The 21,542-nt window shown below is 70.2% G+C and carries 19 protein-coding genes; 12 read left to right on the forward strand and 7 right to left on the reverse strand.

Annotated elements, in window-relative coordinates; all coding sequences use genetic code 11:
* Positions 1-83: 83 nt before the first annotated feature.
* On the reverse strand, positions 84-734 hold the full coding sequence (locus E3T37_RS06295; RefSeq protein ID WP_134365960.1) for a TetR/AcrR family transcriptional regulator: 651 nt from the start codon (positions 732-734) through the stop codon (positions 84-86).
* 110 nt (positions 735-844) lie between these two features.
* On the opposite strand from E3T37_RS06295, the gene E3T37_RS06300 reads away from it, so the two are divergent.
* Genes E3T37_RS06300 through E3T37_RS06320 form a run of 5 tightly spaced genes read left to right on the forward strand, consistent with a single transcriptional unit; the run spans position 845 to position 7,113 of the window.
* Entirely contained in the window at positions 845-2,446 is a 1,602-nt protein-coding gene (locus E3T37_RS06300) for a carboxyl transferase domain-containing protein (RefSeq protein ID WP_134365961.1), read from the forward strand.
* 7 nt (positions 2,447-2,453) lie between these two features.
* Positions 2,454-4,535, forward strand: a complete 2,082-nt coding sequence (locus tag E3T37_RS06305) for a biotin carboxylase N-terminal domain-containing protein (RefSeq protein ID WP_134365962.1) — start codon at positions 2,454-2,456, stop codon at positions 4,533-4,535.
* Positions 4,532-5,698 (forward strand): acyl-CoA dehydrogenase family protein, encoded by a 1,167-nt coding sequence (locus tag E3T37_RS06310; protein WP_134365963.1) that lies wholly within the window; start codon positions 4,532-4,534, stop codon positions 5,696-5,698. The genes E3T37_RS06305 and E3T37_RS06310 overlap by 4 nt, the downstream gene beginning before the upstream one ends.
* 9 nt (positions 5,699-5,707) lie before the next feature.
* Entirely contained in the window at positions 5,708-6,268 is a 561-nt protein-coding gene (locus E3T37_RS06315) for a MaoC family dehydratase (RefSeq protein ID WP_134365964.1), read from the forward strand.
* Positions 6,265-7,113: a CoA ester lyase gene (locus E3T37_RS06320; RefSeq protein WP_134365965.1), complete on the forward strand. Its 849-nt coding sequence runs from the start codon at positions 6,265-6,267 to the stop codon at positions 7,111-7,113. The genes E3T37_RS06315 and E3T37_RS06320 overlap by 4 nt, the downstream gene beginning before the upstream one ends.
* Before the next feature lie 264 nt (positions 7,114-7,377).
* On the opposite strand, the gene E3T37_RS06325 is transcribed toward E3T37_RS06320, so the two are convergent.
* A complete protein-coding gene (locus E3T37_RS06325) occupies positions 7,378-7,881 on the reverse strand; it encodes a glutathione peroxidase (protein WP_134365966.1) in 504 nt (167 codons plus the stop codon).
* A 281-nt stretch (positions 7,882-8,162) separates the two neighbouring features.
* Here E3T37_RS06325 and E3T37_RS06330 point away from each other — a divergent pair, with 281 nt between their 5' ends.
* Together E3T37_RS06330 and E3T37_RS06335 are read left to right on the forward strand one after the other, a co-directional pair.
* On the forward strand, positions 8,163-9,851 hold the full coding sequence (locus tag E3T37_RS06330) for a ribonuclease J (protein WP_198415989.1): 1,689 nt from the start codon (positions 8,163-8,165) through the stop codon (positions 9,849-9,851).
* 89 nt (positions 9,852-9,940) lie between these two features.
* The gene (locus E3T37_RS06335; RefSeq protein ID WP_134365967.1) at positions 9,941-12,064 is read left to right on the forward strand and encodes a transglycosylase domain-containing protein; all 2,124 of its coding nucleotides are present in this window, start codon (positions 9,941-9,943) and stop codon (positions 12,062-12,064) included.
* Positions 12,065-12,348: 284 nt separating this feature from the next.
* On the opposite strand, the gene E3T37_RS06340 is transcribed toward E3T37_RS06335, so the two are convergent.
* Positions 12,349-13,968, reverse strand: a complete 1,620-nt coding sequence (locus E3T37_RS06340; RefSeq protein WP_134365968.1) for a peptide chain release factor 3 — start codon at positions 13,966-13,968, stop codon at positions 12,349-12,351.
* Between the two features lie 107 nt (positions 13,969-14,075).
* The gene (locus tag E3T37_RS06345) at positions 14,076-14,675 is read right to left on the reverse strand and encodes a GNAT family N-acetyltransferase (protein ID WP_134365969.1); all 600 of its coding nucleotides are present in this window, start codon (positions 14,673-14,675) and stop codon (positions 14,076-14,078) included.
* Positions 14,676-14,788: 113 nt separating this feature from the next.
* On the opposite strand from E3T37_RS06345, the gene E3T37_RS06350 reads away from it, so the two are divergent.
* From E3T37_RS06350 to E3T37_RS06360, 3 genes are all read left to right on the forward strand, one after another.
* Entirely contained in the window at positions 14,789-15,898 is a 1,110-nt protein-coding gene (locus tag E3T37_RS06350) for an aldo/keto reductase (RefSeq protein WP_241975919.1), read from the forward strand.
* Positions 15,899-16,010: 112 nt separating this feature from the next.
* A complete protein-coding gene (locus E3T37_RS06355; RefSeq protein WP_134365970.1) occupies positions 16,011-17,366 on the forward strand; it encodes a pitrilysin family protein in 1,356 nt (451 codons plus the stop codon).
* Positions 17,367-17,442: 76 nt separating this feature from the next.
* Complete coding sequence (locus E3T37_RS06360; RefSeq protein ID WP_134365971.1) at positions 17,443-18,045, forward strand: histidine phosphatase family protein; 603 nt, start codon at positions 17,443-17,445, stop codon at positions 18,043-18,045.
* Positions 18,046-18,066: 21 nt separating this feature from the next.
* Here E3T37_RS06360 and E3T37_RS06365 read toward each other — a convergent pair whose 3' ends face one another.
* On the reverse strand, positions 18,067-18,621 hold the full coding sequence (locus E3T37_RS06365) for a GNAT family N-acetyltransferase (RefSeq protein WP_134365972.1): 555 nt from the start codon (positions 18,619-18,621) through the stop codon (positions 18,067-18,069).
* A gap of 65 nt (positions 18,622-18,686) precedes the next feature.
* Between E3T37_RS06365 and dapB the strand changes: the two genes are divergently transcribed.
* Positions 18,687-19,553, forward strand: coding sequence for a 4-hydroxy-tetrahydrodipicolinate reductase (gene dapB / locus E3T37_RS06370; protein WP_134365973.1), 867 nt, complete (start codon positions 18,687-18,689; stop codon positions 19,551-19,553).
* Entirely contained in the window at positions 19,550-20,020 is a 471-nt protein-coding gene (locus E3T37_RS06375; protein WP_134365974.1) for a hypothetical protein, read from the forward strand. The genes dapB and E3T37_RS06375 overlap by 4 nt, the downstream gene beginning before the upstream one ends.
* 183 nt (positions 20,021-20,203) lie before the next feature.
* On the opposite strand, the gene E3T37_RS06380 is transcribed toward E3T37_RS06375, so the two are convergent.
* Positions 20,204-21,094 carry a TIGR01777 family oxidoreductase gene (locus E3T37_RS06380; RefSeq protein ID WP_134365975.1) on the reverse strand — a complete coding sequence of 297 codons (891 nt, stop codon included), beginning with the start codon at positions 21,092-21,094 and terminating at the stop codon, positions 20,204-20,206.
* A gap of 15 nt (positions 21,095-21,109) precedes the next feature.
* A complete protein-coding gene (locus tag E3T37_RS06385; protein WP_134365976.1) occupies positions 21,110-21,535 on the reverse strand; it encodes an OsmC family peroxiredoxin in 426 nt (141 codons plus the stop codon).
* Positions 21,536-21,542 lie beyond the last annotated feature (7 nt).

Consider the following 21,542-nt stretch of genomic DNA (forward strand, 5'->3'; position numbering starts at 1 on the left):
CGGCGTGACACGCGCGCAGCGGCGCAGCACCCGCGAAGCCCGCGGCCGAGCCCACGCGGCTGCGACGTGCGGGCGCGCGCCCCTCAGGACGCGCCCAGCGCCGCCAGCGCCATTTCCTCCAGCAGCGGCCGCACCGCGCCGCTCGGGGAGGCTGGCAGGGTGTGCGGGGTCGAATTGAGCAGACCGAAGGTCGCCTGGGCACGGATGCGCAACAGCGCGGCATCCACCCCCGGATGCACCTGCCCGAGCACCGACACCCACAGCTCCACGTAGGCGCGCTGCAGGGCCCGCACCCGGTGCCGGTCGCCGGTGGCCAGGCTGTCCAGATCCCGGTCCTGCACCCGGATCACGTCGGGGTTCGACAGGGCGAAGTCGGTGTGGAACCGCACCAGCTCGCGCAGGGCCGCCGCGGCATCCGGGGCGCGATCGATCACCTGCCGGCCGCCGGCGACGAGCGTCTCGCTGACCTCCACCAGGAGCGCGGCGAGCACGGCCGGCTTGCCGCTGAAGTGCCGGTACACGGCCGGGCCGCTCACCCCGACGGCCGCCCCGAGATCCTCGATCGAGACCCCGTTGTACCCCGACCGCGCGAACAGGGTCGCGGCCGCCCCCAGCAGCGCCTGCCGCCGGTCGGCCTTGGCGCGGCTGCGCGGCGTCGGCGCGGCTTCGGCTGCGGTCTGAAGCGCACCCTCCGGCGCCGCCTCGGCTCGGCCCTCGCTCGCAACCTCGGGCATCGGCGGTCCTTCCGGCGAACTCTGGACTTCTCAGTTACGAACGGCTAACCTGAATTTTCGGTTAGTAATCACTAACTGTAACGCTCGCACGCTCGAACGGGAAGCTGTCGATGGAGACACTCGTGAGTCGGATCGACGGCGCCGCCGCGGCCGAGAACGCCGCCGCCCAGCGGGAGCTCGTCGCCGACCTGCGCCGCCGCCTCGAGGTCGTGGCGCGCGGCGGCCCGGAGGCCTCCCGGCAGCGCCACCTCGCCCGCGGCAAGCTGCTCCCGCGCGAGCGCATCGACCGCCTCCTCGACGTGGGCAGCCCGTTCCTCGAACTCTGCCCGCTCGCCGCCACCGGCCTCTACGGCGACGAGAGCCCCGGGGCCGGGATCATCACCGGGATCGGCCTGATCCACGGCCGCCACGTGCTCGTCATCTCCAACGACGCCACCGTCAAGGGCGGAACCTACTACCCGATGACGGTCAAGAAGCACCTCCGCGCCCAGGAGGTCGCCTTCGAGAACCGGCTCCCGTGCGTCTACCTGGTCGACTCCGGCGGGGCCTTCCTGCCCCGACAGGACGAGGTCTTCCCAGACAAAGAGCACTTCGGCCGCATCTTCTTCAACCAGGCACGGATGTCCGCGGCCAAGATCCCGCAAATTGCCGCCGTGCTGGGCTCCTGCACCGCCGGCGGCGCCTATGTGCCGGCGATGAGCGACGAGACCGTGATCGTGCGGGGCCAGGGCACCATCTTCCTCGGCGGCCCGCCGCTCGTGAAGGCCGCGATCGGCGAGATCGTCACGGCCGAGGAACTCGGCGGGGGAGACCTGCACGCCCGCACCTCCGGCGTGACCGACCACCTCGCCGAGAACGACGAGCACGCCCTCCAGATCGTGCGCGACATCGTCGCCACCCTGCCTCGCCCGCTCGCCCCGGCCTGGGACATCCTCCCGTCGCGCGCCCCGGTCGCCGACGAGACCGAGCTCTACGCCGCCGTGCCGGTCGACGTGCAGGCCCGCTACGACGTGCACGAGGTGATCGCCCGGCTCGTCGACGGCAGCGAGTTCCACGAATTCAAGCGCGACTACGGCACCACCCTGATCACCGGCTTCGCGCACCTGCACGGGCACCCGGTGGGCATCGTCGCCAACAACGGCGTCCTGTTCTCCGAATCCGCCCTCAAGGGCGCCCACTTCATCGAACTCTGCGATCAGCGCGGCATCCCGCTGATCTTCCTGCAGAACATCTCCGGTTTCATGGTCGGCAAGGACTATGAGGCCGGCGGCATCGCCAAGCACGGCGCCAAGATGGTGACCGCCGTCGCCACCGCCCGGGTGCCCAAGCTCACGGTCGTGATCGGCGGCTCGTTCGGCGCCGGCAACTACTCCATGTGCGGCCGCGCCTACTCTCCGCGCTTCCTCTGGATGTGGCCGGGCAGCCGCATCTCCGTGATGGGCGGCCCGCAGGCCGCCTCCGTGCTCGCCACCGTGAAGCGGGAGCAGCTCGAGGGCGCCGGGCAGGAGTGGGCGGCCGCCGACGAGGCCGCGTTCCGGGCGCCGATCGCCGAGAAGTACGACCACCAGGGCAGTCCCTATTACTCGACCGCCCGGCTCTGGGACGACGGTGTGATCGACCCGGCGGACACCCGCACGGTGCTCGGCCTCGCCCTCGGCGTCGTGTCCCGCGCCCCCCTGCCCGAGACCGCCTTCGGTCTCTTCCGGATGTGAGGACACCATGACAGCCTTCGACACCGTGCTGGTGGCCAACCGCGGCGAAATCGCCTGCCGCATCATCCGCACGCTCCGCACCCTCGGCATCCGTTCGGTCGCCGTGTACAGCGACGCCGACCGCGGCGCCCGGCATGTGATGCTGGCGGATGCCGCGGTGCGGCTCGGTCCGGCCAGCGCCCGGCTGAGCTACCTCGACCAGGATGCCGTCCTGGCCGCCGCCCGGGCCACCGGCGCCCAGGCCATCCACCCCGGTTACGGTTTCCTGAGCGAGAACGTCTCATTCGCGGAGGCCTGCGCCGCGGCGGGCGTCGTGTTCATCGGGCCGAGCGCGCACGCCCTCCGCGTGATGGGCGACAAGATCCGGTCGAAGAACCACGTCGCCGCCTCCGGGGTCAGCGTCATCCCCGGCGTCTCCGTGCCCGGCCAGACCGACGAGCAGCTGATCGGCGCGGCCCCGGGGATCGGCTACCCGATGCTGATCAAACCGTCGGCCGGCGGCGGCGGCAAGGGCATGCACCTGGTCGAGCGCCCCGACGACCTGCCCGCGGCGCTCGTGGCCGCGAGACGGGTCGCGGCGAGCGCGTTCGGCGACGACACCCTCCTGATCGAGCGCTTCGTGCCTGCACCCCGGCACATCGAGGTGCAGGTGCTGGCGGACACGCACGGCCGGGTGATCCACCTCGGCGAGCGCGAGTGCTCGCTGCAGCGCCGGCACCAGAAGGTGATCGAGGAGGCGCCGTCGCCGTTGCTGGACCCGGGCACCCGGGCGCGGATCGGTGAGGCCGCCTGCGCGGCCGCCCGCAGCGTGGGGTACACCGGGGCCGGCACGGTCGAGTTCCTGGTCTCCGACGCGGCCCCGGAGGAGTTCTTCTTCATGGAGATGAACACCCGGCTGCAGGTGGAGCACCCGGTCACAGAGATGGTCACCGGGATCGACCTCGTCGAGTGGCAGCTGCGCGTGGCCGCGGGGGAGGCGCTCGCCCACGCCCAGGCCGACGTGGTGCTGGCCGGCCACGCGATCGAGGCCCGGGTGTACGCCGAGAACCCCGAGCGCGGCTTCCTGCCGGCGACCGGTTGCGTGCTCGCGCTGCGGGAGGCGACCGGCGAGGGCATCCGGGTGGACAGCGCGCTCGTCCCCGGCCTGCGGATCTCCGCCGACTACGACCCCATGCTGGCCAAGGTGATCGCCTGGGGAGCCGACCGGGCCCAGGCGCTCGCCCGGCTCGACCGGGCGCTCGCCGAGACCCTCGTGCTCGGCGTGAGCACCAACCTCGAATACCTGCGGCTGCTCGTGCAGGACCCGGACGTGCAGGCCGGGCGCCTCGACACCGGCCTGATCGAGCGCCGGCTGCCCGGCCTGCCCTTCCGCGGCGTCGACGACCACGTGCTGGTCGCCGCGGCGCTGGTCCTGCACGGGCAGGCCTGGGCGGCGGCGGAGTCGGACGCGATGCCGGCAGCCGACCCGGTCTGGTCCCGGCCGACCGGCTGGCGGATGGGCCCGTCCCGGCCGACCCACTACACCCTGGCCACGAGCGCGATCGACCGGGTCACCGTCGGCGTGCAGGGCTCGCCGAGCGCGGCATCCGTCGTGATCGGTGACCGGATGCCCGTGGCCGCGAGCCTCACCGACGCGAACCGGCCCGGGGCCGTCAGCGTCGAGGTCGACGGGGTGCTGCAGGTGCTCGACATCGTGTCCGACATGGCCCCGGATCTCGGGTCCGGCGGCCGCCGGCTGTGGATCGGCAGCTCGGGTTTCTCGGTCTCGCTTCTGCACCTGACCGGCGCCGAGCTCCAGGCCGAACGGCTGGCCGGCCGCGACCTGGCCCCGGGAGCGGTCAGCCCCGAGGTGCGCTCGCCCATGCCGGGAACCGTCGTCGCCGTGCACGCCGCGACGGGGGACCTCGTCGCCGTGGGGCAGGCCATCCTCACCGTGGAGGCCATGAAGATGGAACACCGCCTCACCGCGCTGATCGCGGGGCTGGTCACCGTCACCTTCAAACCCGGCGACCTGGTCAAGCTCGACCAGGTCGTCGCCACCATCATCAGCCCAGACACCGACAGCCCAGACAGGGGAGCATCATCGTGAGTTCCGAACTGACCCAGGACCAGCAGCGTCTCAGCAACGACGTGCGCGACTTCGCCGATACCGTCGTCGCGCCCGCCGCCTACGAATACGACACCAAACGGAGCCTGCCCTACGGCATCATCGCCCAGATGGGCGAGCTGGGCCTGTTCGGGCTGCCGTTCCCGGTGCAGTACGGCGGCCAGGGCAAGGACTACTTCTCGCTCTGCCTCGCCGTCGAGCAGCTCGCCCGCGTCGACCAGAGCATCGCGGTCACCCTCGAGGCCGGCGTCGGCCTGGGCATTATGCCCGTCTACCGCCGCGGCACCGAGGCGCAGAAGCAGGAATGGGTGCCGCAGCTGGCCGCGGGGCGCGCGCTCGCCGCGTTCGGCCTGACCGAGGCGGATGCCGGCTCCGACGCCGCGGGCACCAAGACCACGGCCGAGCTGGTCGGCGGGCAGTGGGTCATCAACGGTACCAAGCAGTTCATTACCAACTCCGGCTCCGAGATCACCCGGCTGGTCACGGTCACCGCCGTCACGGGGGAGTCCCGGCGGCCCGGCGGCTCGGTCAAGAAGGAGCTCACGGCCATCCTCGTGCCCACCCCGACGCCGGGCTTCACCGCGCTGCCCGCCTACGACAAGGTCGGCTGGCACACCTCCGACACGCACCCGCTCGTGTTCGAGGACGTGCGGGTGCCCGAGGCCAACCTGCTCGGCGAGCGCGGCCGCGGGTTCGCCAACTTCGTGCAGACCCTCGACGAGGGCCGCGTCGCCTTCGCCGCGCTCTGCACCGGTGCGGCGCAGGGCTGCCTGGAGGAGGCCATCCGTTACGCCAACAGCCGCAACGTCTTCGGCAAGTCGATCGGGTCCAACCAGCACATCGCGTTCAAGATCGCACGGATGCAGGCGCGCGTGCACACGGCCCGGCTCGCCTACTATGACGCCGCGCAGAAAATGGTGCACGGGCACCCCTTCAAAATGGAGGCGTCGATTGCCAAGATGGTGGGCAGCGAGGCCGCCATGGACAACGCGCGCGATGCGACGCAGATCTTCGGCGGCTACGGCTTCCTGAACGAGAACCCGGTGGCCCGGCACTACCGCGACTCCAAGGTTCTCGAGCTGGGCGAGGGCACCACCGAGGTGCAGCTGATGGTCATCTCCCGGGCCCTCGGCTTCACCGGATAGGAGGAGGGCATGAACGAGGACGGCTTCAGCGAGGGCGGCGTGCTCGCGGGCGGTGTCACCGACGCCGGCGACAACGACGACGGCCGCGCCGACGAACGGCGCACGATCGAGCAGCGCGGGTTGTACTACGAGGAGTTCGACCTGGCGGCGCGTTACCTGCACCGCCCGGGCCGCACGGTCACCGAGGCCGACAACGTGCTGTTCACCACCCTGACGATGAACACGCAGTCGCTGCACCTGGATGCCGCGTGGGCCGCCACCCAGCCGTTCGGCCGGCGCCTGGTCAACTCGATGTTCACCCTGTCGACCCTGGTCGGCAGTTCTGTGGCGCAGCTGACCCAGGGCACGATCGTCGCGAACCTCGGGTTCGGCGAGGTGACCTTCCCGCATCCGTTGTTCCACGGGGACACCCTCTATTCCGAGACGGTGGTGACCGGGCGGCGCCTGTCGGCGTCGCGGCCCGGGCAGGGCCTCGTCACGCTCAGCCACACCGGGCGCAACCAGCGCGGGGACGTGGTGGCCACGGCCGTGCGCACGGTGCTGGTCTGGTGTCAGGTGGCAGCGTCATGAGCTTCGACCTGGGGCCGGCGCTGCTCTTCTGCCCCGCCGACCGGCCCGACCGGTACCGCAAGGCCGCCGACCGGGCGGATGCCGTGATCCTCGACCTCGAGGACGCCCTCCTGCCCGCGAACCGGGCCAGGGCCCGCGGGCTGCTGGTCGGGCATCCGCTCGACCCGAACCGCACCATCGTGCGGGTCAACCCGGTCGGCACCCCCGACTTCGCCCTCGACCTCGACGCGCTCGACGAGACGATGTACCGCTACGTCATGGTGCCCAAGACCGTCAGCGCCGCCGAGCTCGAGGCGCTGGCCCGGTTCGAGGTGATCGCGCTCTGCGAGACCGCGACCGGGGTGCTCGCGGCCCCGTCGATCGCGGCCGCGCCGAACGTGGTCGCCCTGATGTGGGGCGCCGACGACCTGGTGGCCTCGCTCGGCGGCAGTTCCAGCCGGTTCGCGGACGGCAGCTACCGGGCCGTCGCCCGCCACGCCCGGTCCGCCGTGCTGCTGGCGGCCGGGGCGCACGGGAAGGCCGCGGTCGACGGCGTGTTCCTGGCCATCCCCGACCTGGCCGGGCTGACCGCCGAGGTCGACGATGCCGTGGCGAGCGGGTTCCGGGCCACGGCCTGCATCCACCCCAGCCAGGTGGGCGTCATCCGCGACGCCTACCGGCCCGCGCCCGCGGAGGTCGCGGCGGCCTGGGCGATCCTGGAGGCGGCGGCCGGTGAGGAGGGCGTGTTCGCCTACCAGGGCCGCATGGTCGACGCGCCGCTGCTCCGCCACGCGGAGGCCGTGCTGCGCCGCGCGGAAGTCATCCCGCCGGGCCTCGACCAGCCCCCGACCGAAGCCACCGACTAACGCCGCTCGCCGCCGCCCTCGCCGAGCGCCGCCCGCCACCGTCAGCAACGTTCGCCCGCCGTCCGCCGCCCTCGCCGAGCGAGCACTGCGCCGAACCAATTCGACGGAGATTTTGCGTTAAAACACGTTTTGAGGGCGTCCGGCACCGGTTTTGGGCAAAATCTCCGTCGAATTCGCACAGGCGGCTCGGGGATGTTGCGGCAGGCAGCGCCTCGGAACCGCGGGGGATCGTTCCCCATCGCCTACGGGCGTGGGGACATCCGTCTACGCGGCGTTGCTTTCGAGCGCCTTCTCGATCGCGCCGACGATCTCCTCGGATTCCGGCTCCACGGTCGAGGCGAACCGGTCGACGATCTCGCCCTGGGCGTTCACCAGGAACTTCTCGAAGTTCCACTTGATCAGGCCGGGAAGCAGGCCGGTCTTGAACTTCGTCAGCTGAGCGTAGAGCGGGTGCTGGTGCTTGCCGCGCACGTCGACCTTCACGGTCAGCGGGAAAGTGACGCCGAAGTTCAGCTGGCAGAACGACTCGATGTCCGAGTCGGTTCCGGGTTCCTGGCCCATGAACTGGTTGCAGGGGAGGCCCAGCACGACGAGTCCGTCGTCGTTGTACTTCTCGTAGAGCGCTTCCAGGCCCGCGTACTGCGGGGTGAACCCGCACTTGGAGGCGACGTTCACGACCAGAACCGTCTTGCCCCTGAACTGGCCGAACGTCGTTTCCGTGCCGTCGATGAGGGTGAGCGGGGTCGAGTAGAGCTCTGAAGCTGACATGCGTCGACCGTAGCGCGGGCTGCTTCGAGAAGGCTGGGCGGCGACCGGCGGGGGGTCGCATCCGGTTGCGGTAGAATGGGCAGTCATGAGCAGCATGCGTGCCCTCTCGACCCCAGTGTCGGTGACTGCACGACCCTGATGCCATTGCCTTCGGGCGCAGCCTGCCCGTGCGGGCACCCGAATCCCAACTTTGCACCACCCGTTCACAGGGCCGATGATCGGCCCAACTAGCGAGATGCCGCCTGACACGCGCGCAGTCTCACCCTGAGAAATGAGTTTCATTGACCAAGCACCAGCTTGACCTGTCCACGCCGCCGTCCCTTCCCCGTCGCGGCCTGCGCATCACCCCGCTCGGCGGACTGGGCGAAATCGGCCGCAACATGACGGTCTTCGAGCACAAGGGCAAGCTCCTGATCGTGGACTGCGGAGTGCTGTTCCCCGAGGAGACCCAGCCCGGCATCAACGTGATCCTGCCCGACTTCTCCTCCATCCGTGACCGCCTGCAGGACATCGAGGCGATCGTGCTCACGCACGGCCACGAGGACCACATCGGCGGGGTGCCGTACCTGCTCCGCGAGCGCAAGGACATCCCGATCATCGGCTCGAAGCTGACGCTCGCGTTCGTCACCGCCAAGCTGGAAGAACACCGCATCACACCCCGCCTGATCGAGGTCAAGGAAGGCCAGCGCCGCAAGGCCGGACCGTTCGACCTCGAGTTCCTCGCGGTGAACCACTCCATCCCCGACGGCCTCGCCGTCGCCATCCGCACCGAGGCCGGCCTCGTGCTCGTCACCGGCGACTTCAAGATGGACCAGTTCCCCCTCGACAACCGCCTCACCGACCTCCCCGGCTTCGCCCGGCTCGGTGAAGAGGGCGTCGACCTGTTCATGACCGACTCAACCAACGCCGAGGTTCCCGGATTCACGGTGACCGAGGAGGACATCCGTCCGGCCATCGACGCCGTCTTCCGCACCGCGCCGCGCCGCATCATCGTCTCGAGCTTCGCCAGCCACGTGCACCGCATCCAGCAGGTCATCGACGCCGCCGCCCGGCACAACCGCAAGGTGGCCTTCGTCGGCCGCTCGATGGTGCGCAACATGGGCATCGCCGAGAAGCTGGGCTTCCTCCAGGTGCCCAAGGGCCTGATCGTCGACGTCAAGGCGTTCGACCGGATGAAGGACGACAAGGTCGTTCTCATCTGCACCGGCTCGCAGGGTGAGCCGATGGCCGCCCTGGCCCGGATGGCGAACCGCGAGCACGTGATCAAGATCGGCGAGGGCGACACCGTGCTCCTGGCGAGCTCCCTGATCCCCGGCAACGAGAACTCGATCTACCGGGTCATCAACGGCCTCACCCGCTGGGGTGCCAACGTCGTGCACAAGGGCAACGCCAAGGTGCACGTCTCCGGCCACGCCTCCGCCGGCGAGCTCGTCTACTGCTACAACATCGTCAAGCCCAAGAACGTCATCCCGTACCACGGCGAATGGCGCCACCTCAAGGCCAACGCGGACCTCGCCATCCGCACCGGCATTCCCGAGGACCAGGTCCTCATCGTCGAAGACGGCGTCGTCGTGGACCTCGTCGACGGCCTCGCGAAGGTCACCGGCCGGGTCGCCGCGGAGCTCGTCTTCGTGCACGGCATGACCGTCGGCGGCGGCGGCTCGGAAGAGGCCCTCGCCGACCGCGTGCAGCTCGCCAACGACGGAGCCGTCACCATCCTCGGCATCCTCGACACCCGCACCGGCCTTCTCACCGAGCCGGTCGAGTTCATCGCCCGCGGCTTCGTTCAGGACAACGAGTGGATCCAGGGCGCGACCAAGTCCATCGATGACGCCCTGCGCGCCGCGAACAAGGTCAAGATCGTCAACGGCGCTGAGCTCGAGGACATCTTCACCCAGAGCCTGACCCGTTGGATGCAGCGCAAGTACCGTCGCATCCCGGTCATCACCTCGGTCGTCGTCGACGCCTAGCCGGATGCCGCCGGGCCGCCCGGCCCGGCGGCCCCCCTCTGTCGACGGAACCGGGCACGTGACCCGACCGGGAAGTGATTTGTCGCACCATGAGCACTGAGACCACGCCCTCAACCAGCCCCAGGTCAGCCAGCAGGAGAAGCGGTCGGCGATCGCGCCGCCGCACCCGCACCCTGATCGCGATGGGTGTCGTCGTCGCCATCGTCGGGGCGGTCGCGATCACAGTGATGGTGACCCTGCCCGACAATCTGTCGATCGGCCGGTTGTCGCAGAAGAGCAACGTCTACGCCACCGCGAACGACGGCAGTCCCGTGCTCCTCGCCTCGTTCTACGACCAGAACCGGGTCGAAGTGGCCTCGGCTGCGATCAGCCCGTTTGTGAAGGATGCGGCGACCTCCGGCGAGGATCCCGGCTTCTACGCTCACGGCGGCGTGGACATCTGGGGCAGCGTCACCGGTCTGGTGTCCACCCTGGTCACCGGGACGGCCCGCGGCGGGTCCTCCATCACCCAGCAGTACGTCAAGAACGTCCTGGTGCAGAAGTGCGAGACCCTCGCCGACCAGGCCAAGCGGACCGCGTGTTACGACGCGGCGACGGAGACGAGCGCCAGCCGCAAACTCACCGAGATGAGCCTCGCCATCGGGCTGGAGAAGAGATACTCCAAGGCCGACATCCTGCGCCAGTACCTGAACATCACCGGGTTCGGCGGCTCCATCTACGGCATCGAGTCGGCCGCCAACTACTACTTCAACACGACCGCGGCTGCGCTGACCCTGCCGCAGGCCGCCAGCCTCGTCGCGATCGTGAACAACCCGGTCAAGTTCCAGCTCGACAAACCGGACAGCGAGACCAACGGGGCAGCCAACGGATACGCCGCCAACAAGGACCGTCGGGACTACATCCTCGACGAGATGCTCGCGCACGAGAAGATCAGCAAGGCCGACCGCGACGCGGCGGTCGCCGCGCCGGTCGAACCCGCCATCACCGAACCGAGCACCGGTTGCCAGACCGCCGGCGGCAGCGCCTACTTCTGTGACCTGGTCGTGCAGACCCTGCGGGACGACCCGGCGTTCGGCAAGACGGCCGCCGAGCGCGCAGCCAACTTCCGGCTCGGCGGCTACAAGGTCTTCACGACCCTCGACCTCGACCTGCAGGCGACGGCCGAGGCCACCCTGGCGGAGAACGTGCCCAAGACGTTCGACGGCTGGGACGTCGGCGGTGTGATCTCGAGCGTCGCGGTCGGCACCGGCCGGGTGCTCGCCATGGCGCAGAACAAGGACTACAGCCAGGACCCGGCCGCCACCGGGGCGAACTTCACGGCCGTCAACTACAACACCGACCTCAACCGCGGCGGCTCCAACGGTTTCCAGCCCGGGTCGACCTACAAGGTGTTCACCCTCGCGGAGTGGCTGAAGGCCGGCAACACCCTGGGCGACACGGTCAACTCCCGGGAGCGCTCGGACTGGGGCGAGTTCCAGGACAGCTGCAACGGCCCGCAGGACTACGGCTACTCGTTCGCGCCCGGCAACGATTCCTCCAACGACAACGACTCGTACTACAGCGCGCTCGAATCTACCGTCGGCTCGATCAACACGGGCTACATCGGGATGGCCAAGGAACTCGACCTCTGCAACATCCGTAAGACCGCCGAGGCCTTCGGGATTCACCGAGCCGACGGCAATCCCCTGGAACAGGGTGCCTCCTCGGTGCTGGGCACGAACGAAATCGCGCCCCTGACCATGGCGGCCGCGTATGCGGGGATCGCGAACAACGGCGTCACCTGCACCCCGGTCGTGATCGACAAGATCGTCGGCCCGGACGGAACCGAGATCGCCGCGCCGAAGTCAGCCTGCACGGCCGCCGTCGCGCCCGAGATCGCCGCCGGGATGACCTATGCGATGCAGCGGGTGCTGACCGGTGGTACGGCGACCGCCTCCTACCGGGCCACCTCCCCGCGGGTGCCCATGATCGGTAAGACCGGCACCACCGACGACAACCTGGACACGTGGATGTCCGGGGCGAGCACCAAGGTCGCCACGGTCGTGGGCGTCGTGAACGTGTCGGGGGAGGGCGAGGATCAGCGGGAGACCTACTTCGACAATGGGCAGGCCGCCACCGCCCGGCACCGGATGTGGCCGGACATGATGAGCGTCGCCAATGAGAAATTCGGCGGGGACGCCTTCACCTTGCCCCCGCGGAGCATGACCCGCTGACCCGGCGGCCGACTGACGCGCCTCGTAGCCCGGCGCCTCGTAGCCCGGAGCCCCGCGCCCCGGCGGCATCCGTCTGTGCCCCGCCCCTAACGAATTCGACGGAGATTTTGCCAAAATCGGGCCAAAACACGCCGGAATCACGGTTTTTCGTCAAAATCTCCGTCGAATTGGTTCAGCACCGCACGCTGCGAGGGGCCGGGCGCGGGGAATCCGGGCCGGGCTGGGCCTGGCCTGGCCGGGGACGGTGCTGCCGCCTGGAGGAGTCCGGAGAAGGGCGGCTACAGCTAGTAGGCGGCCGGAACCGCGTTGCTCCCGGTGGCGAGGTCTTCCAGCATCAACTCGGGGTGGTCCCGCACCGTGTTGCGCAGCCGCCAGGGAGTGCTGAACAGGGCGAGCAGGGTGCCGTCGGAACGCATCAGCACCTCGACCTGGCGGTCGTGCCCGAGGATCTCGGCGCTCTCCCGGTCGGTGCGCCGGGCCAGCTGGTACGGCAGGGCCTCCGTGCGGATGGCGGCGCCGAAGTCGTGCGTCATCCGTTCTTCGACGACCTCGAACTGCATCGGCCCGACCGCGCCGAGCACCGGCGCCTGATCGCCGCGCAGCTCCGAGCGCAGCACCTGGATGACACCCTCGTGGTCGAGCTGGTCGATGCCGCGACGGAACTGCTTGTGCTTGCTGGAGTCCGCCGACCGCACCACCCGGAAGTGCTCGGGCGCGAACATCGGCAGCGGCGGGAACTCGACCGGTTCGGTCTCGAAGATCGTGTCGCCGACCCGCAGGGCCGAGGCGTTGACCAGGCCGACGATGTCGCCGGGCCAGGCCTCGTCGGCCACCTCGCGCTCGCGCCCGAACAGGTGCTGCGCGTACTTGGTCGCGAACGGCCGCCCGCTGGCGGCGTGGGTGACGATCATGCCGCGCCGGAACTGGCCGGAACAGACCCGAACGAAGGCGACGTGGTCCCGGTGCGAAGCATTCATGCCGGACTGCACCTTGAACACGAAGCCGGAGAAGGCGCTGCCCACGGGGCGGTGACCACCGGATGCGTCCTCCCGGGCTTCCGCCGCCGGAGCGAAGTCCACGAGCGTGTCCAGGATGTGCTGCACGCCGAAGTTGAGCACGGCCGCGGCGAAGAGCACGGGCGTGGTCTCGTTCTTGAGGAAGCGCGCCTCGTCGTGGTCCTGGTCCGACTCGGCGAGCAGCTCGGATTCCTCCGTCGCGGTGACCCACGCCGCCCCTTCGTCAGCGGCCGCGACGGCCGCGCTCAGGCGCTCGGGTTCGGCGGTCTTCGCGCCGCCGGCGGTGCGGGTGAAACGGATGAATTCGTCGGTCGACCGGTCGATCACGCCGCGGAAGTCCCCGGCGACCCCGACCGGCCAGGTCAGGGGAGTGGGCACGAGGCCCGTGCGCTGGCGGATCTCGTCCATCAGGTCCAGCGCCTCGGCGCCCGGGCGGTCCCACTTGTTGATGACGGTGATGACCGGGAGGCCGCGCTGACGGCAGACTTCGAACAGCTTCATGGTCTGCACCTCGAGGCCCTTGCTGGCGTCCACCAGCATGACCGCGGCGTCGACGGCGGAGAGCACCCGGAACGTGTCCTCGGAGAAGTCGGCGTGGCCGGGGGTGTCGACCAGGTTGATCACGGCGTCGCGGTACTCGAACTGGATGGCCGCGCTGGTGACGGAGATCCCGCGGGCCTGTTCCATCGCCATCCAGTCGGACACGGTGCCGCGCCGTCCTGCCTTGCCGTGGGTGGCGCCGGCCGTCGTGATCGCCCGGGCGTGCAGCAGCAGCGCCTCGGTCAGCGTCGACTTGCCGGCGTCGGGGTGCGAGATCACGGCGAAGGTGCGTCGCCGCAGCGCCTCGGTCAGGACCTCGGGCGTGGACATGCCGGATAGCTGCGTCATGGATCCTTCTTTCGCGGATGATTCGGGCAGGCGGGGGGCGATGCCTGGTGGCCGCTACTCAAGAATCGGTTCCCTCCAATTATAACTTGCCCCGCGAGCACCGCCTCCTACCGGTCCGCGCGGGAGCGCAGCTTGTGCGTCAGGCCCGTTTTCACGCTCAGCCACTCCGACTCGATCACCGAGAAGACCACCGTGTCGCGGAGCGCGCCGTCGGGCGATTGACGGTGGTTACGCAGGATGCCGTCCTGTTTGGCCCCGAGGCCGGCGATCGCCGCCCGGGACTGCTGGTTCATCCAGTGGGTGCGGAATTCGACCGCGATGCAGCGCAGGCTCTCGAAGGCATGCGTGAGGAGAAGAAGTTTGCTCTCGGTGTTGATTCCGGTGCGCTGGGCGCCGGCCGCCGTCCAGGTGGAGCCGATCTCCACCCGCCGGTTGTCCGCATCCGCGTCCATGAACGTCGTCATGCCGCAGATCAGGCCGGTGTCGGTGCGCCGCACCGTGAAGGGCAGCATGCTCTGCTCCCGCTGCAGGCGCAGCCGTCGGTCGATCTCCGCCCGCATCTCCTCGGGGCGCGGAACGGCGGTGTACCAGAGGTTCCAGAGCTCACCGTCGGCGCTGGCCGCCACCAGCCCGTCGTGGTGCTCGGCGGCGAGCGGTTCGAGGGTGACGAGGTTTCCCGCCAGGGTGACGGGGCTGAGAAAAGACATGCCAGAACGATAGCAAGGGGGCGCTCGTGCACATTTTGGTAACGGTCCTGGAGTGTCCTTTCCAACCGTGATCGCCGGGGATACTCTCGGCACAAACCGGAGGGAGACGACGGATGCCCCGTCCGAGCACGCACGGTACCGTTCCCCCGTCCGAAGCAGCCGGCACCGCACGGTCTGCGCCCTTGGGCCCCGTGACCATGCAGGGTCCGCCGGCCATCTCCACCGACATTCCGCTTCAGTCGCAAGCGCTGCAGCCGGCAGCGCTGGGCTCCGTCCCGGCTCCGCCCGCCCACCCCGCGCGGAGCCTGCGCCGCACGATCGCCGACACCGACCTGGTCGTGCACCCGCTCGCCCTGGGCGGCAGCGTGTTCGGCTGGACGGCCGACGGCGCCACGAGCACGAGCGTGCTCGACCGGCACCGGGAACTCGGCGGCAACTTCCTCGACACGGCCGACAGCTACACCTCCGGGCGTAGCGAAGTGATCATCGGGGCGTGGCTGCGCTCCCGCCGGGCCAGGGACAGCACCGTCATCGCCACCAAGATCGGCAAGAACCGGGACAACCCCGGCCTCTCCTCCCGCAGCATCATCGGGGCGGTGCACGCCTCCCTCGACCGGCTGGGCACCGACTACATCGACCTGCTGCACTTCCACTTCGACGACCCGACCGTTCCCCTGGAGGAAAGCCTCGGCGCCGTCGACGTGCTCATGCGCAGCGGCCAGGTGCGTTACCTCGCCGCCTCCAACTTCTCCGCCGAACGGCTGATGGAGGCGAGGGTGCTCGCCGCCAACGGCCTTCCCCGCTTCGTGGCCCTGCAGACGCAGTACAGCCTGCTGCACCGCACCCCGTTCGAGTCCTCACTGGCCCTGGTCACCGGTGCGCAGGGACTGGCGGTGCTGCCGTATTTCGCGCTCGCGCACGGCTTCCTCGCCGGCCGGTACCGTTCCAAGGCCGACCTGCAGAAGACCACCCGCGCCTCCCGGGCAGCCAAACATCTCAACCGCCACGGGTTCCGAGTGCTGGCCGTGCTCGACCGGATCGCCGAGGAACACGAGGTGGCGCCCGCGGCGATCGCGATCGCGTGGCTGATCGCGCGCAGCCCCGTGGTCGCCCCGGTGGCCAGTGCCAGCCACCCCGACCAGGTGGAGGCGCTGGTGGCCGCGGCCGGCATCCGTCTGACGCGCGGCGACATGGTGGACCTAGACCGGGTGTCTGCGCATTGAGTAGGCGCCCACGATCCGCTTCCCGACTGCCGCAGCCCTGACGAGCCGCCCGGCTCGTGCCCCGGTTGGCTTCCCGGTCGTGACGGTGCCGTGACGTAAGGTGGGTGATGTCATGAACGGTGCCGTCGAATTTCCTCTGGACCTGCCCGAACTCTCCTTCCACGCGGCCGGGGAGTCCCTTGTGCGACGCACCGTGCTGCCCAGCGGGGTGCGCATCGTGTCGGAGCACGTGCCCGGCAGTCGCAGCCTGACCATCGGCTACTGGGTCGCCGTCGGTTCCCGCGACGAGGCGCCCGGCCATTTCGGCTCCACCCACTTTCTCGAACACCTCCTGTTCAAGGGCACGAAACAGCGCACGGCGTTGGACATCGCGATCGCCTTCGACTCCGTCGGCGGCGAGCACAACGCGATGACCGCCAAGGAATACACCTGCTATTACGCCAAGGTGCAGGACCGGGACCTGCTCATGGCGGTCGAGGTGCTCACCGACATGATCACCTCGTCCCTGCTCGACCCGGTGGAGTTCGAGAACGAGCGCGGCGTCATCCTCGAAGAACTCGCCATGGCCGACGACGACCCGGCGGATGTCGCGAACGGGCGCTTCTTCGAGGCGATCATGGGCGACCACGCGCTCGGGCGGCCGATCGGCGGCAGCCCGGACACGATCCGGGCCGCGACCCACGCCGCGGTGCTGGAGCACTACCGGGCCAACTACCGGCCCCAGGATCTCGTCGTCACCGTTGCCGGGGCCGTCGACCACGATGTGCTCGTCGCCGCGGTGACCCGGTCCCTGGCCCTGGCGGGCTGGGACCTCAGCGTCTTCGCGCCTCCGGTGGGGCGGCGCAGCGGCAGCCCGGTCGCCCTCAGCCAGGGTGCACCGGTCACGATCGTTCAGCGGCCGCTCGAGCAGGCCAACATCCTGATGGGCTTCCCCGGGCTGCTCGCCACCGACGACCGCCGCGTGACCATGAGCGTGCTGAACTCCATCTTCGGTGGCGGCATGTCCTCCCGCCTGTTCCAGGAGGTGCGCGAGAAGCGCGGCCTGGCCTATTCCGTCTACTCCTTCGCCCCCGGCTACTCCGATGCCGGCCTGTTCGGCATGTATGCCGGCTGCACCCCGGCGAAGGCCGGCCAGGTGGCCGAGCTCATGCTCGGCGAGCTGCACCGCATCTCGGAGCACGGCGTCACGGCCGACGAGATGAAGCGGGCCGCGGGCCAGTTGTCCGGCGCATCCGCACTCGCCCTCGAAGACTCCGACACCCGGATGTCCCGGCTCGGCCGCGCCGAGATCACGCTCGGCGAGTTCATCGACCTCGACGAGGCCCTGCGCCGCCTCGCGCGGGTCACGGCCGAGGACGTGCGTGTCCTGGCCGCCGAGCTGTCCGCCGGGCCGCTCTCCATCGCCGCGGTCGGCGCCCTCGACCCGAACATCTTCGCGGCCGTCATGGCGACGTCCGTCCGCCCCTGAACGCACCCCTGCCCCACACCCCCGAGGCCGCAACACCGTCGTACGGCCTCCGCGCACCGAATTGAAAGAGAACCACGTGCCCCACTACATCTACCTTGTCCGCCACGGTGAGCAGCAGGATGCCGAACACGGGCTGCCCGACGGGCCACTGTCGGCCCGCGGCACGCGCCAGGCGCAGCTGATCGCCGAGCGCCTCGGCGGGGTTCCGTTCACGGATGCCTGGCACTCGCCGCTGCAGCGCGCCGCCGAGACCGCCCGGATCATCGCGCAGCGCCTGCCCGCCCTGACCCCGGTGCCGTCGCCGCTGCTCTTCGACTGCATCCCCTCCGGGATGGCGCCGCAGACCCCGGCCGCCTACGCGCCCTTCTTCGGCGCCGTCTCCGAGGCGGAGATCGAAGCCGGCAGCGCGCAGATGGAAGACGCCGTCGCCGAGTTCCTGCAGCCGCGCCGCGGCGACCGCCACGACCTCCTGATCACCCACAATTTCGTCATCGCCTGGTTCGTGCGGGAGGTTCTCGGCGCACCCGACTGGCGCTGGATCAGCATCAACCAGGCCAACTGCGGCCTCACCGTGCTGCACCAGAAGCCGGGGCGCCCCTGGACGATGGTGACCCACAACGACACCGGGCACCTGCCGGTGGAACTGCGCACGGGCCTGCCCGACCCGCTCCTCTTCTAGCGGTTCCGGCTTCGGGCGGCCTCAGCTCGGGGCGAGCCGCTTGCGGTACCAGTTCGTGGCATTCGGGTTGTCGTTGTACGGCTCGCAGGAGTCGTAACCGGAACGCGCATAGAGCGCACCGGCGGCCGTGAGGCTCGCGTTCGTGTCGAGCACGACCTCCGCCGCGCCGAACGCGCGGGCGCGCCGCTCCAGCTCGGTCAGCAGGCTTCGGCCCCAGCCGCGGCCCCGCACGTGCGGCTGCAGCCACAGGTGCTTGACCTCGTACCGCGTCTCGCCGGCCGCGGAATCCTCGATCCGGCGGATGCCCCCGCAGCCCACGAAGACGTGCTCGACTTGGGCCTGCTTGGCGTGGTCCTGCTTGGTGCCGGCCTGCTCGGTGCCCGCCTGCTCACCCACCAGCAGGAACACCCCGCGTGGCGGAATGAACTGGGCCGGGTCGGGGAACGTGGTGCGGTACCGGCCCTGCCGGGACGGGAAGCTTGACTCCCGGTCGCTGAAGTACTGGGTCAGCAGGGCGATCGAACCGGCATCCGTCACCGACACGTCGCTGAAGGCCGGGGCTGGGGAATCAGGCATGGCCCAAGGCTACTTCGATGCGCCCGGGCGGCAAGGGCTCGGGGTCCCTTGGTAGATTGGATGCCATGACAACACGGGTGGCCATCGTCGGCGTAACGGGCACGATGGGCCGTCTGGTCTCCGGGCTGGTCGAGCAGACCGACGGCTATGAACTCGTCGCCGGGCTGGATTCGCGGAGCGAGCTGTCCGAGATGCTAGGGGCGGAGGTCGTGATCGATCTGACCCTGCCGCGGGTCAGCCAGAGCGTGGTGGACTTCGCCGTGGACCACGGGCTGCGCGTGCTGGTGGGGACCTCCGGCTGGTCGCAGGGCCGGATCGACACCCTCGCCCACCGGATCGCCGGACGTGAGGACACCGGGGTCATCATCATCCCCAACTTCTCGATCGGGTCGGTCATCGCCACCGCCCTGTCCGCGATGGTGGCCCGTTTCTACGACTCGATCGAGATCGTCGAGGCCCACCAGGCCGGCAAAGTGGACTCGCCATCCGGCACGGCCGTGCGCACCGCCGAGCTGATCGGGCGAGCCAGGGCCGACATCGGCCCGGTCGCCGCGCCGCACACCGACCAACGCGCCCGCGGCCAGCAGGTCTCGAGCGTGCCCGTGCACAGCCTGCGACTCGAGGGGATGCTGGCCCGTCAGGACGTCATCTTCGGCGGAGCCGGGGAGACCCTCACCATCAGCCACAACACCCTGTCGGCGGCCGCCTACGAACGCGGCATCCTGCTGGCCCTCGCGGCTGCGCGCACGGCCACGGGCGTCACCGTCGGGCTCGACCAGATCATCGACCTCGGGCTGGGGGAGCGGGGTGCGCCGTCGAGCGGCCCGGCTGCGACCGAACCGGCGCCGACGGATCCGGCTGCGACCGGTCCGGCGCCGACGGACCCGGCGCCGACGGATCCGGCCGCGACGGGTGCGGAGGTGCGGGCATGAAGGGCCGCGTCGCCGCCGGCCTGATGGCCCTGCTGCTCGCCTTCTACCTGGTCCTCGTCGGCTGGCGCGCGATCCTGTTCCTGCAGAGCGGCGAACCGGTCGGCATCGTGATCGGGGTGGCGCTGCTCGTGCTCCCCCTGATCGGGACCTGGGCACTGGCGGCCGAGGTCCGGTTCGGTCGCAACTCCGAGCGGCTCGTTCACCGACTCGAGGCCGAGGGCGGGCTTCCCGTCGAGGACCTGCCGATCCGGCCGAGCGGACGCCCGATGCGGGCTGCAGCGGATGCCGAGTTCCCGGTGTTCCGGGCGGCCGTCGACGCCGCCCCGGAGGACTGGCGCGCCTGGTTCCGGCTGGGCCTGGCCTACGACGCGTCCGGGGACCGTCGCCGGGCTCGCGGCGCCATCCGTACCGCTATCGCCCTGGAGCGCGCCGACGCCACGGCCGCTGCCCCGCCCGCAGCCCCCTAGCCCGCCCGCAGCCCCAACCCGCCGGCAGCCCCCGCGCGGGTCCGAGGCGCCCCACAACCGCTCCGGCCCGAACGAATTCGACGGAGATTTTGCCCGGATCGGCCCGGAATGGCCGAAATGCGTGTTTTTACAGCCGAATCTCCGTCGAATTGGTTGGACGCTGGGGGGCTGCTGCTGCCGGGGTCAGGGCCGGCGGAGCATCGCGGCGACGGCCTCGGCCACCGTGCGGTGGGCGAACACGAAGCCGTCGCGTTCCAGGCGTGACGCCGAGACCTGCTGGTCGGCGAGCAGGAGCTGACGGGCGGCGTCCTGCAATGCCAGGGTGAGCACGAATTCGGGGACCGGCAGGAGAAACGGCCGGTGCAGCGCGTCGGCCACGGCCCGGATCACGGCGTTGGCCGTGGCCGGCGTCGGCCCCACCACGTTCACCGGGCCGGACAGGGGAGACGTGAGCAGGTGCACGATCGCGGCAGCCTCGTCGTGCAGGCTCACCCACGGCCAGCCCTGCGTGCCCTTGCCGAGCGGCCCGGCCAGGCCGACTTTCGCCAGCGGCAGCAGCGGCTTGAGGGCCCCGCCCCGGGCGATGACCAGCCCGGTGCGGAAGGTGACGACCCGGGTCTGCTCGGGTGCGCGGGACGCCTCGGACTCCCACACCGACACGACCTTGGCCAGGAAGTCGCTGCCCGGGGCGGAATCCTCGGTCAGGACCTCGTGCGGGCGGTTGCCGTAGATGCCGACGGCCGACGCGTTCAGCAACACCGACGGTGGGGTCGTGCGGCGACGCATCGCATCCGTCAGCGTGCGCGTGGCCTGCACGCGGGAATCGAGGATCTCCCGGCGGTAGCCCGCCGTCCACGGCAAACGCGCGAGGGAGGCGCCCGACAGGTTGATCACCGCGTCGACGCCGTCGAGCGCGGCCGCATCCATGCTCAGGGCGGCCGGATCCCACCGGAATTCGGTGCTGCCGCGCGGTTCACGGCGCACCAGCCGGGCGACCGTGTGCCCGGATGCGCCCAGCTGGGTGCGGAGTTCCGTGCCGATGAGTCCGGATGCGCCGGAGACCAGTACTCGCATGGCGGTGAGTCGGCTCTAGGCCAGTTCGGCTTCGATCGTGATCGGGATGCCGGCCAGCGCCTTCGAGATCGGGCAGTTCGCCTTGGCGTCCTCGGCGAAGGCCACGAACTCTTCCTCGGTCAGCCCGGGGATCTTCGCGCTGACCAGGAGGTGGCTGCCGACGACGCCGACACCGGCCTCGAACGTGATCGCCGCGGTGGTCTGGATGCTGTCGGGGACGTGGCCCGCGGCGCTGAGGCCGTTGGCGAGTGCCATCGAGAAGCAGGCCGAGTGCGCGGCGCCGAGCAGCTCCTCCGGGTTGGTGGTGTTCGGGGTGCCGACCGCGCGGGCCTGCCAGGTGACCGGGAACTCGGCGGCGGTGGAGGAATCGAGGGTGACGTTCCCGGTGCCGGACTTCAGGTCGCCGGTCCAGACGGTTGTTGCTTCGCTGGTGAGTGCCATGGTGTTA

Source organism: Cryobacterium sp. TMT2-10, assembly GCF_004403075.1.
Taxonomy (GTDB): Bacteria; Actinomycetota; Actinomycetes; order Actinomycetales; family Microbacteriaceae; genus Cryobacterium; species Cryobacterium shii.

Bases quoted from the DNA above. Each gene is read 5' to 3' on its own strand.
- E3T37_RS06355 (WP_134365970.1), top strand. From the start codon at position 16,011: ATGAACGGTGCCGTCGAATTTCCTCTGGACCTGCCCGAACTCTCCTTC.
- E3T37_RS06340 (WP_134365968.1), bottom strand. From the start codon at position 13,968: ATGACGCAGCTATCCGGCATGTCCACGCCCGAGGTCCTGACCGAGGCG.
- E3T37_RS06315 (WP_134365964.1), top strand. From the start codon at position 5,708: ATGAACGAGGACGGCTTCAGCGAGGGCGGCGTGCTCGCGGGCGGTGTC.
- E3T37_RS06325 (WP_134365966.1), bottom strand. From the start codon at position 7,881: ATGTCAGCTTCAGAGCTCTACTCGACCCCGCTCACCCTCATCGACGGC.
- E3T37_RS06375 (WP_134365974.1), top strand. From the start codon at position 19,550: ATGAAGGGCCGCGTCGCCGCCGGCCTGATGGCCCTGCTGCTCGCCTTC.
- E3T37_RS06295 (WP_134365960.1), bottom strand. From the start codon at position 734: ATGCCCGAGGTTGCGAGCGAGGGCCGAGCCGAGGCGGCGCCGGAGGGT.
- E3T37_RS06385 (WP_134365976.1), bottom strand. From the start codon at position 21,535: ATGGCACTCACCAGCGAAGCAACAACCGTCTGGACCGGCGACCTGAAG.
- E3T37_RS06320 (WP_134365965.1), top strand. From the start codon at position 6,265: ATGAGCTTCGACCTGGGGCCGGCGCTGCTCTTCTGCCCCGCCGACCGG.
- E3T37_RS06300 (WP_134365961.1), top strand. From the start codon at position 845: ATGGAGACACTCGTGAGTCGGATCGACGGCGCCGCCGCGGCCGAGAAC.
- E3T37_RS06365 (WP_134365972.1), bottom strand. From the start codon at position 18,621: ATGCCTGATTCCCCAGCCCCGGCCTTCAGCGACGTGTCGGTGACGGAT.
- E3T37_RS06380 (WP_134365975.1), bottom strand. From the start codon at position 21,094: ATGCGAGTACTGGTCTCCGGCGCATCCGGACTCATCGGCACGGAACTC.
- E3T37_RS06335 (WP_134365967.1), top strand. From the start codon at position 9,941: ATGAGCACTGAGACCACGCCCTCAACCAGCCCCAGGTCAGCCAGCAGG.
- E3T37_RS06345 (WP_134365969.1), bottom strand. From the start codon at position 14,675: ATGTCTTTTCTCAGCCCCGTCACCCTGGCGGGAAACCTCGTCACCCTC.
- E3T37_RS06350 (WP_241975919.1), top strand. From the start codon at position 14,789: ATGCCCCGTCCGAGCACGCACGGTACCGTTCCCCCGTCCGAAGCAGCC.
- dapB (WP_134365973.1), top strand. From the start codon at position 18,687: ATGACAACACGGGTGGCCATCGTCGGCGTAACGGGCACGATGGGCCGT.
- E3T37_RS06305 (WP_134365962.1), top strand. From the start codon at position 2,454: ATGACAGCCTTCGACACCGTGCTGGTGGCCAACCGCGGCGAAATCGCC.